This is a genomic window from Akkermansiaceae bacterium, from assembly GCA_017798145.1.
Classification (GTDB): Bacteria; Verrucomicrobiota; Verrucomicrobiia; order Verrucomicrobiales; family Akkermansiaceae; genus Luteolibacter.
In genome coordinates this window covers 3,268,457-3,288,492 of record CP059069.1, presented here as the reverse complement: position 1 = coordinate 3,288,492, position 20,036 = coordinate 3,268,457, and the positions used below count along the sequence as shown (strand labels likewise).

The following is a 20,036-nucleotide window of genomic DNA, read 5'->3' as shown; positions in this document are numbered from 1 at the left end:
TCGTCTGCCTCGCGGTCGGGGCGCTCGGCTTGGTTTCAGCCTATCTGGTGAAACAGCCGGCCATGCTGCTGCTCTCGATGACCGGCGTGGGTGTCGCCTGGGCGTCCATCCTTTCCATGCCCTACGCCATGCTCGCGAACGTGATCCCCGGCCACAAGATGGGCTTCTACATGGGGGTGTTCAATTTCTTCATCGTCCTCCCGCAGATCCTCGCGGCGGTGGCGCTCGGGAAACTGGTGGACTCTTTCCTCGGCGGCGACGCCATGAAGGCCGTGCTGGCCGGCGGGATCTCGATGGCCATCGCGTCCGCCGCCACGCTGATCGTCAGCGACGATTCGGAAACCGGAAACCCCAGCGAACCATGATCCTGCGAAGCATCATCCTTGCCCTTGCGATGGCGTCCGTGTGCGCCGCCGAAACCCCGCGCCCCGTGATCTACCAGCTCATGGTGCGCACCTTCGGGAATATCAACGAGACCCGCAAGACCAACGGGACCATGGAGGAAAACGGCTGCGGGAAATTCGCCCACATCACCCCGGCGGCGCTCGCCTCGCTCAAACAGCTCGGCATCACCCACATCTGGCTCACCGGAGTGCTCGAACAGGCCAGCGGCACCGCGTATCCAGGCCGCCCGGCGGACGATCCGGACATCCTGAAAGGCATCGCCGGAAGCCCCTACGCGATCAAGGACTACTTCGATGTCTGCCCTGACTACGCGATGAATCCGGAAAAACGCCTCGATGAATTCAAGGCGCTGCTAGGCCGCTGCCGGGAGGCGGGCTTCAAGGTCATCATCGACTTCGTTCCGAACCACGTCGCCCGATCCTACGAGTCCGATGTCCGCCCCGACCTCTCCTTCGGCAAGGACGACGACAAGTCCGCCTTTTTCTCCCGCGACAACCATTTCTTCTACCTCCAGCCCGACCATCCCGGCGGCGGCGCACCGCTCAAGCTCCCCGCCACCGGCGAGGGTTGCGACGGGAAATTCCCGCCGGAAACCGACTTCGGCAGGGTGACCGGGAACAACGTGGTTTCCTGGGCGCCTGCCATCAGCGATTGGTATGAGACGGTGAAGCTCAACTACGGCCATGACTTCACCTCCGGCCGCGACACCTCGCAGCTTGCGGCAACCGATGCCGTCCCGAAAACCTGGGGCACGATGGATGAAATCCTCGGCTACTGGCAGGAAATGGGCGTCGATGGTTTCCGCGTGGACATGGCCCACATGGTGCCGATGGAATTCTGGCGCTGGTCCGTGAAACGCAGCCGCGAGCGCGATCCGCAGGTGTTCTTCTGCGCCGAGGCCTACGACAACGACCCCGCGAAACTCACCGAGGGCCACGTCCTCGACGAACTCCTCAAGGCCGGTTTCGACGCGGTCTATGACGATCCCTCCTACGACATCCTCGAGGCCATCCACGAATCCGACAAATGGGCCAACGACCTCGATCCGCTGACCTTCACCGGAGACCGTTTCCACCAATCCCTCCGCTACGCGGAGAACCACGACGAGGTCCGCCTCGCCAACCCCGCCCGCTGGGGTGGCCTCGGCATGAAGGTCGGCAAGCCCGTCTCGGCCATTCTCTTCTCCATGGGCCGCGGGCCGATCATGATCTACAACGGGCAGGAAGTCGGCGAGCCCGCCCTCGGCGAGGAAGGCTTCGGCGGCGACGACGCCCGCACCTCCATTTTCGATTACTGGTCCATGCCGGAATTCTGCAAGTGGTTGAACGGCGGGAAATTCGACGGCGGCCGCCTGAGCGACGAACAGAAAGCATTGCGGGAGTGGTATGGAAAGCTCATCGGCATCACGCGGAACCCAGCCTTTGCGAAAGGCGGGTTCTACGGGCTCAACCACGCCAACAAGGACAATCCGGATTTCGGCCGCGTCGGCGGCGAAACAGCTTCCGGCCATTGGCTCTATGCGTTCCTGCGCCGCGATGCGGAAAGCGGACAGACGTTTCTGGTCGTCGCCAATCTCCACGGCACGGAAACCCTCCGCGGGGTGAAAATCACAATCCCGGAGGATGCCCGGACTTTCCTGGGTCACAGCGGCGACGAACCCTTGGCATTCACCGACCGCCTCGATTCCGAATGGTCCGGCTCCATTGTTGGCGAAGGCCTCGCCCTACCCGATCTCGCCCCTTGCTCCGCGCTACTGCTCGAGATCAAGCGGTAGAATGGCTTACATCCCCCCAGGTACGGTTCTTACATTCATTCCAGCTCATCAAGGGGGGCAGATGCTGCATTGAAATCAAGGGGTGTGATCAACCCATTATCTGACCCAATTCAAGAAACCTACCTGCGCGTTCTGCGCAGCAGGAAAATCCCGCAGAGCGCGAGAAGGGAGAGCGACGAGGGTTCGGGAACGATCGTCCCTTGCGCGTTCCAAAGCAAAGCCCGCCCCGCCGTCCCGGACAGATCTTTCATGAAGCCTGTGCCTTCCCTCCATGGCGAACCGGTATTCGTCGTCCCAGCGCCTGCGTTGAGAGGCGTGCGGAAAGAGGTTATCGTACGGTTGCCATACCAGTTGTTCTTAGCACCTACACCGGTGAGGGTGTAGCTTTCGGTCGCGAGGCCGCCTCCCGTGGGCTTTACACCAAGGGTCAGGGTGGGCGTCGCCCCCAGCGGATCGTAAAGCACAGCCACCGAATATTCCGTGTCTGCGGAAAGTTGTCCGAACGCGCTCTTCACGCCGATCATATTGTTGCCGGAACTGTAGTCGAGGTCGTTGAAGGAGGTGACCACATCTCCGGCAGCACCTTGCATTTTTCCGAGAAAGTGAAGTTCCCCACCGAGAAGATACAGGCCGGTGCCGTTCGCGTTACCCCCGATCTCGACAAGAGCGATCGCGCCTCCGAGTTCACCGATATCCGTTGAATTCGGCGTGAAAGTCACGTTGATCGTGAGACCCGCATTGATGTTGGCCGGGTTGCTTGCGGGAGTGGTCAGAGGATCCCCGCCGGTCTGGTCATAATATGCGTCCACCTCCAGAAGATTGACGATCGTCGCTGCGGAAGAGCTGCCGGCAGCTGCGGCTAGAATGATGGGTAAGGCAAGGATCAGTCTCATCTCTAAGTGGGTTTCAGGAATTAGAACTACCAGTTCAATTAGTCCGGGAAGGATTCTATACGAGAATTATGTGTCAAGTTTTTTTGATATGGGGTCAGGTGCGACCTTAGATCCAAGGGGTGATTGGTGCTTTTTTGAGGCCGTCGGGGCTGGGGGTGTAGGCGGCGGTGTCCAGGGCGTCATTGGCGACGGCGGTAAGCCTGCCCGCGCCGTCATACCCGCTGGTGGCGGTGAACAAGGCCGTTCTCGATCTTGGTCGCGGGCAGCCGGTTCCTTACGTTGTAGCTGTATTCGGCCACGGGCGGGGCGGAATCGGCGATGATGACATTGAGAAGATTGCGCGTGCCGTAAGCTTTGGTCAGCGGCGCTTCCGTCGGGGCAGGTGCATTTTTCCGGGGTCATTTCGGGTTCAGATTCGATTTTTCCCGCGCCTAAAAAAACCTGGAAATCTGATTGACGGAACGGGAGATGCAGAGATGATTTCCCTCGCGCAGATCTGGAAGATCCATCAGCGCAAAAAAACTCAACCAACTAAAGCTTCGGTTTATGAAACTGACAAATCTCGTTGTGGTCTTGGCCCTCATCTCCAGCGGCGCATCCCATGCTGCCTCCGGAATCTTCGAGTCATACGGCATCCTGAAGATCAATGCATCGACGGACACCTATTACGACATGCAGGCCACGACGGGCAATCCTGACCTTAACGGGGCAAGCCTCGGGACATTCGATCTGACACAGATTGTGTCCCTGACTTTGAGGGGTGGCGAGGTCAAGACATTCAAAAACGGGATCAGCGATGTCTTCAGCGCGGCGCTCAGCTACAGGGTCGTAAAGGACGGCGACACTCCCGGCTCGTTTGCCTCGATCAATTTACCGTTCGATTCCAACATCGGCGGAGGAGGGGACCAGAAATGGGATGAAACCGCAGCCACCGTGGATCTCCTCTCCGGCCTCGGCAACGGGAACTATACACTGGAGGTTTTCGCTTCGGCGAACTCTTCCGACGGAACGCACTTTTCCAACAATGGCGGCAACAACTACAAGGCAACCTTCACCGTGGTGCCAGAGCCAAGCAGCGCGCTGCTTGGTCTCCTCGGTGCAGGACTTCTCCTCCGCCGCCGCCGCGCCTGATCTCTGATCCTTGCATTCCAACAACTTAAACAACCCAACCGTCATGAAACTGAGTAACCTCATCGGCTCGCTTGCACTGATCACTTCAGGAACATCCTTTGGAGCCGCCGGAATCTACGATTCCTTTGTCTTCACCACCACAACCGGAACCTCTCCCCTCAACTTCTACGATATCGGCGCAGTCTCGGCAAACGACGATTTCGACGGGAGCCTGCTTGGTAACTTCAACCCGGGCGACACACTCCAGATCGGCGGCCAACAGAAGTCCTTCAAGAACAACGGCACCGATGTGACCGCTCACACCCTTTTCTGGAGACTCACAGGTGGTGCATTCACGCCCGTGAATATGCCTTTCCAATGGAACCAGGGCGATGGCGGCGCACCCGGCAACCTGAATAATCCCGGTGACCAGCAATGGGGCGGAGACATCCAGGGAGGCAATGCCGCCCTTGTGCTTTCCAGCAACGTTCTCTCCGGACTTGCTCCCGGAAACTACACATTGGAGGTCTTCTCCCAGATCTCCACCAACGCTACGGATGCCGCTGCGACGATCAACAACAACAACTCGTCGAACAATTTCAAAGCCTCCTTCACCGTCGTTCCGGAGCCCACGAGCTTGGCGCTCGGCCTTCTCGGCACCGCACTTCTCCTGCGCCGCCGCCTGAATTGACGCATTTGGCCATGGTTTCCCTAACCCGGATGGCACCCTGCCTTCCGGGTTTTTTGTTTTCCGGGAAATATGCCTCACCAGGAAATCACATCGTCAGACCCTGCAAGGGGCACGACCGTCTGGTTGCCATTGGATGCATTCCCCTTCTTCCCATCCTTGCCGTAGGACCAGAAGACGTAGGACTGCTCCCTCGGCTTCGTCTCCTTGTATTCGGCAAGCCCCCAGGTATGCAGCCTGCGGTCGTTCCGACCGTTGTTGAAATCGACGAGCTGGTCGTCCGGATTGTTCGACTTGAAGCCGTTGATCGCCACCATGACCTCGCGCCCCCATGGATCGTAGAGTTTTCCATCCTTGCCAACACCCAGCTTGTTGTTCGGGGCGAATGGGAAATTGATGTAGGATTCGTTGCGCGGGTTCACCTCCTTGGAAGAGAAATTCTCACCGCCATAGGGGTAGTCCTTGTCATCGCCCGCGAGTGCGGAAATCAGGAACTGGTTCGTGTAGTTGCCGCCTGGATCACCGTAGATCGTGTCCCATCCGGTGTCCCGCTTACTGCTTGGGATGGGAGGCTTCCTGTAATCCCCCTCAAACATCGCCATCGCGATCCCGAAATCACGGAACTGTGCCAGGGCCTGGACTTTTTTCCCATTCTCGGCGAAGCGCCTCAAACCCACCGTTGCGAGCAGCGCGAGCACAAGAAGGATCGCGATCACGATCAGCAACTCCACGAGAGTGAAGGCGCGTTTTTTTCGCGATGGGCAATGGGTCGGTTCCATGACCCAAACAATAGTGGGAAAATCGCCAAAAGTCCAAGCAAGCCTTTGGGCATTGCATACCAGCGCGCGCGAAGGCTTGCCACGGGCGGGCGGCAGGTGAACGAATACCATGCAAACTCCTTGCAAAAAACAAGGTGCATGTGAAATTTGACGACTGCATTTCCCCCGGAAAATAATCACGCCGTTATTCCGGTATTCGCTCCATGAAACCCATCCCCTTCCGCTCCCTCGTCTTTTTTTTCATGCTGACCCGCATTGCGACAGCGGAAGCAATGTTACAGTATTTCAATACCTCGTGGAAAGAGATCGAGCGGAAGATGCCTGAACTCGCGGAAGCGGGATACCAATCGCTCTGGCTGCCGCCGCCAACGAAGGGAAGCGGCGGCCTGTCCGTGGGCTACGACCTGTGGGATCGTTTCGACCTCGGATCAAAGGATCAGCGCGGCTCGAAACGGACGCGATACGGCACTGAGGAGGAGTTGCTGAGCCTGATGAAGGCGGCGCACCGATTCGGGATACGCGTGTATTTCGACAACATCATGAACCACAATGCGTTCGATATCCCGGGCTTCAACGAATCGACCCCCATCGACACGTATCCTGGCTTTGTGCCGGAGGATTTCCACCTCCGCCAGACGGAGGAGGGCTTTTTCCGGAAATGGGATAACACCCGCAACTGGGGGGACGCCTGGCAGGTGCAATATCTCGGGCTTTCCGATCTCATCGACATCGCCCAGGAACCCGGCATCTGGAACAACAACTTCGGGCGAAACGAGGGCGACACGATCCGTAAGATCAGCTTTCTGCGCCACCCGCAAAACCCCGGCTACTACTGCTACCGCCCCACATCCGGCGGACAGAGGCACTCTGCCGGGCAGGGGCAGTATGTCGGCTTCGGCCCGGGCAACGGGCTAACGCCGCAGTTCCTCGCGGCGAATGCGGAATACTACTCCGAGTATGTGGAGGAAATGCTCCACCGGGCGGTGCGCTGGAAAATGGATCGGACGAAAGCCGACGGGCTGCGCCTCGATGCGGTGAAGCACGTCCGCGATGATTTCTTCGGGGCTACCGGCGCGGGGGCGGACAGCAGCAGCTACGGCTACACCGGACAGGCGCAGGAACAGTTCAACCTCTCGCGCGGCTTCAGCGATTGGTCGAACCACCGCGACACCCTCTTCGATACGGAAAAGGCGCGTGACGATGCGATGCTCTTCGGCGAGCACCTCGGCCAGCCCCCCGGTTACGGCGGTTACATCGACCGCGGCCAGCGGCTCGTGGACAACGACCTGCGCAGCAATTTCAATAACCTCCTCGGAAACCCTTCGTCCGGCCTGCAGGGCTACGACCAGGAAGGCTCGGGCGGTTTCCCTGCGGCGATCGCCGTCACCCACGCACAGAGCCACGACAGCGATTTCGCGGCGCGGCGCGAGCTCCAACACGCCTTCTATTTCACCCGCGCCGGCCTGCCGCTGGTCTACACGGACGGCAACTACCATGCGGAAACCCTCAGCCAGAGCGGCGGCGCCTTTCCCCGCCACTCGAACACCGCCTTCCTCGGCCAATACGCCGACGGCCGCCTTCCCAACCTGATGAAAATCCACCAAAACTTCGCGCGCGGCTACCAGAAGGGTGCGTGGAGCAGTGCCGATCTCGTGGCCTACGAACGCATCGACAAGCGCTCCAACGGCGGCATGACAGACGGCGATGGCGCAACCGCGCTGGTCATGGTCAACGACAACTTCGCGAACGGCGTCGGGCAGGATTTCTCGACCAGCTTCCCGCCCAACGCCTATCTCTGGCAATACGCCCGCGGTGCCGCTGCAAACGGGGATTCGATGAACGGTTTCTTCATCCGTCTCGGCGATGCCGGCGGCGGGCGCGGCCTGGTTTCCTCCAACATCGGCTTGCAAAACGGGGTCATCGTCCCATCGGGCGGCTATTATGTGTTCTCCTGGAAAAACCCCGATCCCGCACGCGACTGGACCCAGGGCGGAGGCAAGGCGATCTCGATCTACGAAGGCGGGCTTCCTGCGGAAACCGTGACAGTGACCCGGAAGGACGGCCCCGACGGCGATCCGGGTTTTAATCCCCTCGGCCTTCCCGACGCGGATGGCGCCGATTTCAGCTACAGCATCGATGTTCCGCGTGTAAGGAACGGCACGGATCTCAAATTCGCCGTCCGCGCCGATGGCTCCGCCGAAAACGTGCTCATCAAGCTCAATGGCGGCATCGACCTCAACGGTGTTGGCGGCGATCCCGCAAAACGCGACAACCCTCCCGCCATCTCGGACGACGTGTTCATGGGTTACGAGCAGGCGAATTTCTCGAAACGGATCCACGCGGAAAAATTCGCGGCAAAAGACTCCGCTCGCTGCAAGATCGGCTCGCCGGGTGCGGAGACATACGGGAAGGCAATCGGCACGCCCGGCTTCGCCATAGCGCAGAGCGGCGCGGTGAACAACTTCGGAACCGAGGGCGGAGACGTCGCCTCATTCCTATATCACGATCCGGAAGCCGTCGTCGGAGGCACTCCGGCGGGAGGTTGGCCTGGTGGAAACGCACCCTTGCAATACTCCGAGGACGGCGCGCAGATCTCACTTTGGGCGAATCCGAATCCCGTGGGTCTCGGCTTCCGCATGTTTGTGTATCACACCTCCGACGGCACGAACCCGGAAGGCTCAGGCGGCGAGGGTGTCGGCACCACCAAGGTCACGGAAATGTCATACAGCCACAACGCCGGTGCCAACGACTGGTGGATGAGCGCCAGCGTCCCAAAGCCCGACAACGGTGCGACATTCAAATACAAGATCGGTATTTCCAAGGAAGGCGCGCCCTCGTGGTTCCCCTCCGACTCCGGCTCCCATGCCAAGCTCAGCGGCATGACCACCGTGTTCGAGATCGACGGCTTCGACGCCACCCAGGTGCAGTTTTTCCCACACAACGACTACGCAAGGAAACAGGATCCGAACACAAGCTACAACTCCTGGGCATGGGACATGCAGACCGGTCTCGATGAGGGCTTCCACATGGTCAGCGCCCGGGCGTTCCTCAACCGCCTCGGCAAGGCTCCCATCTACAACACCTACCGGCAGACCTTTTACTACGATGCGCAACGCCCGGCGGGCGAGATCGTTTTCCCTTCGGAAAACGACAACCTGAACCAGCAGACCTATGGTGCGGTGGTGCGGACGGATCGCAGCGTGACGGAGGTCTGGTACCAGATCGTCGATACGGACATGGCGAACGACGATTCCCAGACCCGCGCGATCAACGGCAACGGCCCGGGCTTCGAGCCGTTCACGGATGCCAACCGCAACGGCGTGCGCGACAGCGGCGAACCCTACGAGGATCTCAACGGCAACGGGATCTGGGATGCGAACCTCGCCGAGTCATGGGCGCGCGCGACCTCGGTGCAACCTAACAACACTTCGGAGGCCTACCCGCTGGAATGGCGCTTCGACTACCGCAACATCCCCGCAGCCGGCAACGCTCAGATCAAGGTGCGCCTCAAGGAGGTCTCTTCCTCCACCAGCCAATCGCTCTCCGATGTCGAAGGCCACTACACCACCCTGATCCGCAACGTCAACACCGCCGGGCCGGTCACGAGGCTTTTCGTCGCATTCCCGCAATCCGACGGTGAGCTGGTCGCCGAAGGCTATGTGATGAAGGCCTATTTCTCGAAATCCCTCGGCGATGGCGTTTCCGACGAGCAGCTCATCAACGAATTCCTCATCACCCTCGCAAGCACCGAGAGCGGCTCCGCCGATGGCGGCGTGCCCCAGGACCGGTCCCTCTACTCCATCGTGCGCAATGAGACGGACGACTACCACGCCCTCTCCTTCCCGCTCCCCAACCTTTACAACGGCCGCCCTGATTTCGAGCACCTGATCACCGTGACCCACACGCGGGCGTCGCAGGTCTTGCAGGCGGCGCGCACCGTGAAAGCGGCGATCAGCCAACGCCCCTACATCGCAATCACCGAACCGGCCGCAATCGGCAGCGACGGAAGACCCTACGAAGTCGTCCTGCCCGCCGTGCCAAACCCGACCCCGGCCCAGCGCTCGACCGCAATCAAGGTGGAGACCGATGAGCGTGTGGTGGATGTGAAGGTCGTTGTGGAAATGGGCGGTGGCACCATCACCCTGACACAGCAGGAAGCATCCGGTTCCAAGAAAATCTGGGTTTTCGATTGGGCTGGGATCGACGCCGGGGAATACCGGATCCGTGCCGACGCCTATCTTGAGATTGACGGCGCAGTCAGCGCATCGGCGCGGCGCAACGTCACCGTCGTCGTCCGGCAGATCGTGGAGGAGGATCCCAACGACCTCGACGACGATGACGACGGCCTCGCGGATCTCGACGAGCTGACTCGGAAAAACCTTCCCGAGTCGAACTCGGAAACATGGAACAACGGCGATGTGCATGTCTGGAGAATCTTCGGGATGACCAATCCCGTAAGCCCCGACACCGACGATGACCTCCTTCCGGATGGCTTGGAGTCCGGCCTCGGCGGCACCTATTCACCCGGCACGAACACCGACACCGACACCGATGGGGACGGCTTCAGGAACTTCGTCGCCGATGTGGATCCGCCCATTTTCAACACCACCGACAACTCCTCACACCCGCGCTTCAACCTCAACCGCTCCCGTACCGACCAGCTCGGCGGCTCGATGACCGACCCCTCGAAGGCCGATACCGACGACGACGGCCTTGACGACGGGCGCGAAGATCTCAACCGCAACGGCCGGGTCGACATCGCGCTCGTCGATGCGGGCGGAAACGCGACATCCTACCTCGCTTCCCCGACGACGGTGTACAACACCTCACGCGTCGATCGCTCCGCAGTCCCGCTCAACGGGGTCTTCATGGAAACCGATCCCAACTCCGCCGACACCGACCTCGACGGCCTTTCCGACAGCAAGGAGGACGCCAATGCCAACGGACTCATCGATCTCGAGTTACTCGCTGAAAACGGCGATAGAACCCCCTTCGACCTCAGCGAAACGGCGAATGCCGCCTACCTGATCGGCGCGAACCTTCCGGGCGCGAAATCCCGCGCAGTCAACCGCGCGAAGCTGCTCCTCGATTACCCCAACACCGGATGGCCCCGCGTGATCTGGTCGGAGACGGATCCGCTCAACGCGGACACCGATGGTGACGGCCTGCCCGATGGCTTCGAGGAAACCAGCGGGCTCGATCCCCTCGACAACGGCACCTACAACATGCGCACCGGCGGAGCTGGCAACCCCGAGATGGGCGCAATCGGCGATCCCGACGGCGACGGTTTCACCAACATCCAGGAACTTCAGAACGGCACCAAGCCGCTCCTCGACGACTCGGCGGGCACACCAGTCGCCAACAGCATCGTGATCGGGACGGGCGAACAGGTTGTCCGGGGCAACGCGGTCAACGACAACGCGTTCACCGACTGGACCCTGGAGGATCTCATCAGCTTCGACGAATACCACGGAGCCGGAAACAACAGCCAGAGCGGGGATATCTATCGCGCCTACGACGGATTCGACAGCTCACGCGATATCGTGGCCTTCTACGCCCGCGATGGCGGTGCCGACGGGAATTTCTACTTCCGCCTCGATATGTACGACCTCCGCCCGCAGGCCGAGGAGGGCAACCTGGACATCTACGTCGTCATCGACACGGGCAACCCGAACTCGGGCGAATCCGCTCTCCCCGATCAGGTGGACATCCTCACCCAGATGAAATGGGAGGCTGTCGTCGCATGCTACCAGACAAACGTGGGCCGCGTGTATGTGGATCGCAACCCCGGGGTGAATTCCACCACCATCAACGAGGCTCTCACAGGCGCGAACGGCGTCGAGGTGCGCGACCAGAACACGCCCGACGGTTTCGGGAAATCCTACTACAATGCGGATCTCGATGCGGTGGAGTTTTCCATCAGTAGGAAGGCTTTGTTGGATTCGGGATGGAACGGCTCCACGAAACTCAACTTCCAGGTCTTCACCACGCGCGACGGCACCAACAACAGCGGCCCTAACGGCGCGGGAGCAGGAGACATCGGCGGCCGCAACGACCTCCGCGACAGCATCACGGACGATTTCCTCAACGACGACGAATTCGCCGCCCAGCAAAACATCGCGGCCAACGGAAGGCTCTTCAACTGGATTGGCGCGGACGGCAACGGCCTCTATCCGGACCAGAGGAAATCCGCGAAAATGATCCTCCTCACCCACGGGAACCAGCCGGTTTTGCCCGGAGCCGAAACCCAGCGCCTCATCAACAACGGCCAGGCTTCCGGATACCACCGCCTCATCGATGCGCACGAGGCTTTCGCGAAGCCTCTCACCCTCCACCTCACCCCGACGCTCGCCACCGCGATCGAGTGGGCGTCTGTCGATCCCGCCGCAAACAGGCCATGGCGCGACGGCCCGGCTTTCAACGGGCGCATCGGCGGACAGATCCAGGCGGGGAACATCGGCCTGCTCGGCACGACCTTCAGCGACCACATGATCGCGTATTTCTCCAACGCCTACAATCTGGACAACAAGCTCCTCGCCGATGACGTCCTGAACCGTATCTACGGAGATCTGCCGTCGAACCGCGTGTTCTGGAATCCGGAGCGCGTCGCGGACGGCAGCGTGTTCCAGCGGATTTCCGCGATGGGATACACTTACACGTTTATCGACCAGATGCGCCACCTCTTCCGCTGGCAGGGACGCAACACCGCGCTTTCCGACGATGGCTACCGCCTCAACCGCTACCACGGCGTGGAATGCTTCGTCATCAACGACCAGGCCGGCAGCTACCGCTACCAGAACCTCGACAACGGCTTCCCCGGCCCATGGCGGAATCTCTTCCTCCGCAAGGCGCGCAGCGGCACCCAGGATCAGGTGCTCGTCATCCAGAACTTCTGGGATGAGTTCGGAAACTTCGACAACGCCGCCGCATACGACAGGAACCTCCGCTGGGCCGCAAACCACCCTTGGATCCGCATCGTCACGCCGGAACAGATTGTCGACCAGGAAATCGATATCAACCGCGATGGCGTGGGTGACCAATGGACCGCCATCGACCGGGGCTCCCCGTCCCTGCCGAAAGTTTCCCAGGACTACATCGACCACGCGACCCAGGAAAATTATGACAACTGGTATCTCGGCCAGCCAGGACGCGAGGAAGGCTTGATCGACAAGCGCTTCTCGATCCGCACCGGCGTGCCGCTCCCCGCAGGCATGGCCTACGGCATGCAGACGCTGGGTGACGGGAAGCTCGCCGATCTCAGTTGGAATGCGGTTGCTGCCCTCAATGGCGACTCAGGAACCCAATCGGCCATGTTCCTTGCCCGCGCCACCGCTCACACATCCACCTTGCTGACCGCTTTCCACAACCAGCGCAACAACGACCTGACGAAATACAGCACCGGCGTCTACACCTCTCCGGATACCGACTACAACACGCTCTCACCGCTCTCCACCCGCAGCCAGCCCCAGATCCGCTTCGCCGCGATCTACTCCTCAGTCCAGGCATGGGCGGCGGCACCACCTGCGGCAGCGGTCGCGGAATCCGTGGATGTCGATCTCGACGGTGAGCCTGAATACGTCCTGAAAAACCCGCGCACTTTCGCCGTGTTCGAGGCGCTGGGAGGGCGCATGACGGCGGCATGGGTGCGCACACCCGGCACTGGCGACGTCTATCAGGTGGTCGGGAATTTCCTCTCCTACAACGACAGGGAAACCGAGGAGGAAGGCACCTCCAACGACGACGGCCTCGGCAACACCGGCGCGCGCCGCACATCCGCCTTCAAGGACTGGTTCGCCGCCGGGCCGAACTCCAACTACGTGAACAGCCTCTACACCGCCACAGCCTCCGGCGCGAACGGATGGACCTTCACGACGGCGGACGGGAAAATCGCAAAAACGGTCACACTATCGGATGCCACAGGCAAGCTGACGGCAAGCTACCAGCTGGGCGGTGGGATTACGAAACTCTTCGTCCGCTTCGGCCTTTCCCCGCATCTTGAGGATCTCTTGGTCAACGGCCAGGCAAACCTCGTTTCCCCGGCTCCTTCGGGTGGACGCAAGGAAATCCGCAACACCTCGCTCTCCCATTCCGTCGGCGCGGCGATCGTGACCTCAGGAGTCGGACTCTCGGGGGCATCGGTCAACCCACAGGCCATCGATGCATCGCCCTCCGCGGGCATCCCTTTCCTCCCGGATACGATCCGGATGCGCAACCAGCCGCAGACCGAGCAGGTGGAGCTTGAGGGAACGGGCACGTTCAGCTTCGCGCTGGAGCTCGATTCCACCCTCACCGATGCCGACATGGACATGCTCCCCGACGATTGGGAAACAACCTACAACCTGAGCAGCTCCGACGACGGCTCCACCGATATCGACAACGGCCCGAACGGAGATCCCGATAAGGACGGCGTGAGCAACTACCGCGAATGGCTCTTCGGGATGAACCCACGGCTATCGGACGCGGAGCAGCTCCCTACGCTCAAGCTAACCCGCATCACGAGCGGATCGGTGGAGATCGAATTCCCCACGATACCGAACCGCCTGTACCGCATCTGGCAGTCCGCCACGCTCGAGCCGCAGTCATGGACGGAAATCACCCCAGCCCTCAACACCTTCGGTCTGCCCGCCGATCCCGCATACAAGCGCATCGATCCCGCACCATCCGCCAACCAGACGAGGCGTTTCTACCGCCTTGAAATCGCCCCATCCACGAACTGAACCATGAATCCGAAAATCATCGCCGCGGCACTCATGCTTGCAGCGCCATCGCTGTCCGCCGCCACGCTGAAAATCAGCGCCAACTCGACGACCCGCGCGGGCGGCGAGGTGGAGGCGGATTACACGACCACCCATCTCTTTGTCGATGAGGTTGCCGGAGACTCCATACCCATCACTGTCTTCTTCGATCCGCAGGTGACGAACGTCGAATCCGCCGAGGTTTTCACAAACCTCGACCGCCGCGACCGCGCGGATGATGACGCAAACGGCGATGGCATCGAGGACGGCATCCTCCCGCCGAACGGCAACACGATCGCCGCCGGGGATGACACCCACTACTACAAGGCGCATACCATGGCCCTCGTATCGGGCGGATACCAGATCACGCTCCAGGCATCGAAGACCGGCGCCTACCGGCTCACCGCCCGCTACCGGCTGAACGGCGATGCCCCGGGCACCTACCGCTACTACGCGAACACGGGTTCCGGCGGGAAACGCGACCATGCCATCGTTGTCTCGCCGGTCACCGCACGCGAGATCCGCTTGTACGAGGTGAACACACTCAACATCGAGGCATCCGGCACCCAATTTTCGCAGCGCAGCACCTTCGAGGATCTCTCCGACCGCGCCGGGGCCATCCACACCGCCGGAGGGCGTGTCAACAACTGGAACCTCGGCTACGCGCAGGCTCTCGGGGTGAACTGGCTCTGGTTCCAGCCCTACCACCCGTACGGCTGGGAAGGCCGCCACGAAAGCGCGGCGAACATCAACGCGCGGTCCCCCGGTGCGGGCGCCACCACCTGGAGATGGAACGGCGGCAGCCCTTCGGAGGACGTGAACTATCCCTTCGCCCTCGGCAGCCCCTACGCGGTGAAAAATTTCTGGGAAATCGACCCCCGCATGTCCGCCACCTTCGCCGGCGATCCATCGAATATCGCCGATGTCGGCAGCCAGACGAACCGCGACAACGCGATGCAAGCTTTCAAGAATTTCGTGACCGATGCCGACGGCGCAGGGATCAACATCATGCCGGACGCCGCCTTCAACCACACCGCATGGGATGTCGAGCTGGGCGAGCCCGGCATCGCGACGCAGGGCGGGAACCCGAACATCTCCTGGATGGCGGCGCAGGGTGCCACCGGATGGTCGAAGACCGACCTGATCCATGACCGCGAGCTCAGGGTGTTTTCCCGGAAAGGCGACTACCGCCTTCGGGCCAACAGCTACAACGATTTTTTCAACAACAACGTCGCATCCGCACCCGACCGCAACGACTTCGGCAAATGGCTGGATGTGCTCGACATCTATTTCGGGCGTTACGCGGCGTTGGTCGGCGCCCAGGACGGCTCCGAGAACAACAACTACAACAACGAAGGGGATTGGCTGGATACCACGTCCTACGCATTCAACGGCACGGACGGCGGCAGTTTTGATGCCTTCACGCGCGCGACATGGAAATACTTTGCGCAATACGCCCCTTACTGGCTGGAGAAAACACGACCCGCCAACCAGAACCGCAACAGCCTTCCGGGCGATGGCGATGCGGCGGCCCGCTATGCATGGGACGCCCGGGGCATCGACGGCCTGCGCTGCGACTTCGGCCAGGGGCTCCCCCCCCAATGCTGGGAATACATCATCAACGTCGCCCGCAGCTACAAGTGGAGTTTCGTTTTCATGGCGGAGACGCTTGACGGCGGCGCCCCGCCCTACCGCTCGAACCGCCACTTCGACATCCTCAACGAGAACATCCTCTTCGCCGCGAAAGGCGCCTCGAACAGGAATGACTTCGTCTCCATGTTCGAAACCCGGCGTTCGGCCTTCGGCCAAGGGCTTGTGCTTCTCAATACCGTTTCCCACGACGAGGACAACTATGCGAACCCATGGGACGCGGCGGCCCGCTTTGCGATCTTCTCCACCAACGACGGCGCGCCGATGATCTTCCCCGGCCAGGAACTCGGGATCTCGACCTTTTTCGGGTACGACCTGATGGAAAAAAACTTCGGGAAATACATCCCGCATTTCAAAACCTACAATTCGATGATGCCGCTGTGGTCGGATACGGATTTCGGGAACGACCAGCTCTTCCATGTCTATTCCGGCATCAACGCGGCGCGCAGCCTCAGCGCGGCCTTGCGTTCCTCCAACCGCTGGTTCCTGAACGGTGACGGCTCCAACAACCAGATTTTCAGCGTGGCGAAGTACGAGCAACCCGGCGCTTCCCCCGCGTCCAAGGATGTTGTCCTTGCCTTCGCGAACCTCGACCGTTCCAACGACCAGCCGGACAATTTCAAGATCCCCGCCGGGCTGGCGACCTTGCTGGGGATCAAGGACACGCGCACCTACAACGTGCGCAACATCGCGGCGTACATCCGGCCTCCCGCCATCACCGGGCGCCGCGATGCATGGCAATGGGGCGGCGGCATCACCGGCAGCGCACTCAAGAGCGGCGGCTTCACGGTGAACTTGAAAAAAGTCCCGACCACGGCAGGCGCGTGGGACACCGCACCCTACGAGGCGCAGTATCTGAAACTCTACGATGTCACCCCGCCGCCCGCGCCGGACACCCCGGTCTCCGCGGCGGCCTACGCGATCGGCAGCAGCGCCACCTTCACCTGGGGCACCTCCGCTTTCACCGGGGACGATGCGGTTGATTTCTTCACCGTGAACGGCTCCGTGCAGGCCGGCATCGCATCCGTCACGCTCACCGGAAACATTGGGGACAACCTGACAGCCGCCGCAACCGCCACCAGCACAGCAGGCATCACCGGGCCGTCCAGCCCGGCAAGTGCACCCGTGAAGCTCCTATCCTCAGACGGCGACGAGGACGGCGATGGCGTAACCAACGCAACGGAGGATACCGCAGGCACCGATCCGCTGGATGCCGCTTCGCAATTCCGCATCTCTTCGCTGGTGAGATCCGGTGGCGAGATCACTCTCACCGTGGATGGCATATCCGGAAAAACCTATCGCCTGTGGACAAGCACATCGCTGAAAGAGGACGAATGGTTACAGATCGGCGATGCCAAACCGGGCAACGGAGCGCCCGTCGAATTCAGCCACAGCCCCGCACCAGGCGATCCGAAACGCTTCTACCGCATCGGTGTCGAATAACCGCAGCAGGCGGCACCTATCCAACCACCAGGTTCATGATCTTGCCGGGGACGTAGATCACCTTGCGGATCATCTTGCCATCGGTGTGCTCCTTGATTTTCGGCGATGAGAAGGCGAGTTCCTTGGCGGTTTCTTCGGGCGCATCCATGGCCATCCAGATACGGTCGCGGAGCTTGCCGTTGACCTGCACGACGAGTTCGCACTCGGTGCGGATCAGGGCTTGGTCGTCGTAAGCCGGCCATTCGGTCTCGGAAAGCAGGCCTTTGCCGCCGATGCGGGAATGGATCTCCTCGCTGAGGTGCGGGGCGAAGGGATTGAGGATTTTCAGGAAATCCGTGAACTCCTTCAGCGGCACCGCGCCCGCCTGCGTGAAGGCGTTGGTGCAGATCATCATCTGCGAGATCGCGGTGTTGAAACTGAGTTTCTCGATGTCCTCGCCGACCTTCCTGATCGTCTCGTGGACGACGCGGAGCAGCTCCTTGTCGGTGCACGGCGCGTCCTGGATTTTCCCGGAAACCCCGCCCTCCTCGGTGACGGCCAGGCGCCAGACGCGGGCGAGGAAGCGCGAGACGCCCTCCACGCCTTTCATCTGCCATGGCTTCACCTGCTCCAGCGGCCCCATGAACATTTCGTAGAGGCGCAGGGAATCCGCGCCGTATTCCTTCACCACATCGTCGGGATTGACCACGTTGCCGCGGGACTTGGACATCTTCTGCCCGTCCTCGCCGAGGATCAGGCCTTGGTTGACGAGCTTCTGGAACGGCTCCGGAGTGCGGACGTGGCCGAGATCGAAGAGCACCTTGTGCCAGAAACGCGCATAGAGGAGATGCAGCACCGCATGCTCGGTGCCGCCGACGTAGAGATCGACCATTCCCGGTTTCTCATCCGACCAGTATCGCTCGGCGTCCTTCGAGATGAAACGGTCGGAATTACCAGGATCGCAGTAGCGGAGGTAATACCAGCAGGAACCCGCCCACTGCGGCATGGTGTTGGTCTCGCGGGTGAAACCGTCGGGAAGCTCGACCCATTCGCGGGCTTTCGAGAGGATGGGTTCCGGTGAGCCGCTGGGTTTGTAATCGTCGAGCGGCGGCGCGAGCAAAGGTAGCTCCTCATCGGCCACGGCGGAATGCAGGCCGTCCTTCCAGACGATGGGAAACGGCTCGCCCCAATAGCGCTGGCGGGAGAACAGCCAGTCGCGGAGCTTGAACTGGATCTTGCGCTTGCCCTTCTCGTTCTCGACGAGCCAGGCGATCATCTTGGCCTTGGCCTCGGCGGTGGGCAGGCCGTCGAGGAAGCCGGAGTTGATGGCGGTTCCGGGAGCCGTGTAACCCTGCCAGTCGGAATCATCCGACGGTTTCACCACCTGGATGACCGGCAGATCGAAACGTTGCGCGAACTCAAAATCCCGCTCGTCATGCGCGGGCACGGCCATGATCGCGCCGGTGCCGTAACCCATCATCACGTAGTCCGCGATCCAGATCGGGATTTCCTGGTTGTTGACCGGATTGACCGCGTAGGCACCGGTGAAAACGCCGGACTTGTCCTTGTTGAGGTCGCCGCGATCGAGATCCGACTTCGCTGAACAGGCTTTCTGATAAGCCTCCACCGCCACCTTGTTTTCCTCCGTGGTGATTTCCGAAACAAACGGATGCTCGGGAGCGAGAACCATGTATGTCGCACCGAAAAGCGTATCGGGCCGCGTCGTGAACACCTCCACTTGGGAGTTGAAATTCGAAATTTGAAATTTGACGGTCGCCCCTTCGCTCCTGCCGATCCAGTTTTTCTGAAGCAGCTTGATTCCCTCGGGCCAGTCGAGCGTATCGAGTTCGTCGATGAGGCGCTGGGCGTATTTGGTGATGCGCAGCATCCATTGGCGCAGCGGGCGGCGCTCGACGGTGTGGCCTTTCGCCTTCCATTCCTCGACCTCCTCGTTGGCGAGGACGGTGCCGAGATCCGGCGACCACCAGACCGGCGTGTCGGCCACGAAGGCGAGGCGAACATTGTCGATTTCCTCCCGGCTCCATCCTTTCGCCTCGAGCTCGGAAATGGGCTTCGCCTTGTTGGTTTCCTCGCAGAAATAGGAATTGTAGATCTGGAGGAAAATCCACTGGGTCCAGCGCACGTATTCCGGATCGGTGGTGGCGATCTCGCGATCCCAGTCATAGGCGAAGCCAAGTGATTTGAGCTGGCGGCGGAAGGTCTCGATGTTCGCGGCGGTGGTGATTGCCGGATGCTGGCCGGTCTTGATCGCGTATTGCTCGGCGGGCAGCCCGAAGGAATCGTAGCCCATGGGGTGGAGGACGCTGAATCCGTTCATCCGCTTGTAGCGCCCGATGATGTCGGTGGCGGTGTAGCCTTCCGGGTGGCCGACGTGGAGGCCCGCGCCGCTCGGGTAGGGGAACATGTCGAGGACGTAATACTTCGGCTTGGAGGCATCGAAGCCCTCCTCGCCGGGATTGGGCGTGCGGAAGGTTTTCTCGGCATCCCAGCGCGATTGCCACTTGGGCTCGAATTCGTCGAAGGGGAAAGGTTTGCGTGTTTCGGACATGGTGGGCGGCG

The 20,036-nt window shown here is 61.1% G+C and carries 8 protein-coding genes; 5 read left to right on the top strand and 3 right to left on the bottom strand.

Annotated features, from left to right (window positions below; genetic code table 11):
• The first annotated feature begins 361 nt into the window (after positions 1 to 361).
• A complete protein-coding gene (locus tag HZ994_14025; protein QTN33385.1) occupies positions 362 to 2,179 on the top strand; it encodes an alpha-amylase in 1,818 nt (605 codons plus the stop codon).
• Between the two features lie 119 nt (positions 2,180 to 2,298).
• Here HZ994_14025 and HZ994_14020 read toward each other — a convergent pair whose 3' ends face one another.
• Positions 2,299 to 3,072, bottom strand: coding sequence for a hypothetical protein (locus tag HZ994_14020; GenBank protein QTN33384.1), 774 nt, complete (start codon positions 3,070 to 3,072; stop codon positions 2,299 to 2,301).
• A gap of 546 nt (positions 3,073 to 3,618) precedes the next feature.
• On the opposite strand from HZ994_14020, the gene HZ994_14015 reads away from it, so the two are divergent.
• On the top strand, positions 3,619 to 4,203 hold the full coding sequence (locus tag HZ994_14015; protein QTN33383.1) for a PEP-CTERM sorting domain-containing protein: 585 nt from the start codon (positions 3,619 to 3,621) through the stop codon (positions 4,201 to 4,203).
• A gap of 43 nt (positions 4,204 to 4,246) precedes the next feature.
• Positions 4,247 to 4,873: a hypothetical protein gene (locus HZ994_14010; protein ID QTN33382.1), complete on the top strand. Its 627-nt coding sequence runs from the start codon at positions 4,247 to 4,249 to the stop codon at positions 4,871 to 4,873.
• Positions 4,874 to 4,947: 74 nt separating this feature from the next.
• Here the strand turns inward: HZ994_14010 and HZ994_14005 are convergent, their stop codons facing one another.
• Positions 4,948 to 5,649: a prepilin-type N-terminal cleavage/methylation domain-containing protein gene (locus HZ994_14005; GenBank protein ID QTN33381.1), complete on the bottom strand. Its 702-nt coding sequence runs from the start codon at positions 5,647 to 5,649 to the stop codon at positions 4,948 to 4,950.
• A 203-nt stretch (positions 5,650 to 5,852) separates the two neighbouring features.
• On the opposite strand from HZ994_14005, the gene HZ994_14000 reads away from it, so the two are divergent.
• Positions 5,853 to 14,366, top strand: coding sequence for a hypothetical protein (locus HZ994_14000; protein QTN33380.1), 8,514 nt, complete (start codon positions 5,853 to 5,855; stop codon positions 14,364 to 14,366).
• Positions 14,367 to 14,369: 3 nt separating this feature from the next.
• The gene (locus HZ994_13995) at positions 14,370 to 17,477 is read left to right on the top strand and encodes a hypothetical protein (protein QTN33379.1); all 3,108 of its coding nucleotides are present in this window, start codon (positions 14,370 to 14,372) and stop codon (positions 17,475 to 17,477) included.
• A 16-nt stretch (positions 17,478 to 17,493) separates the two neighbouring features.
• On the opposite strand, the gene HZ994_13990 is transcribed toward HZ994_13995, so the two are convergent.
• Entirely contained in the window at positions 17,494 to 20,025 is a 2,532-nt protein-coding gene (locus HZ994_13990; GenBank protein ID QTN33378.1) for a leucine--tRNA ligase, read from the bottom strand.
• Positions 20,026 to 20,036 lie beyond the last annotated feature (11 nt).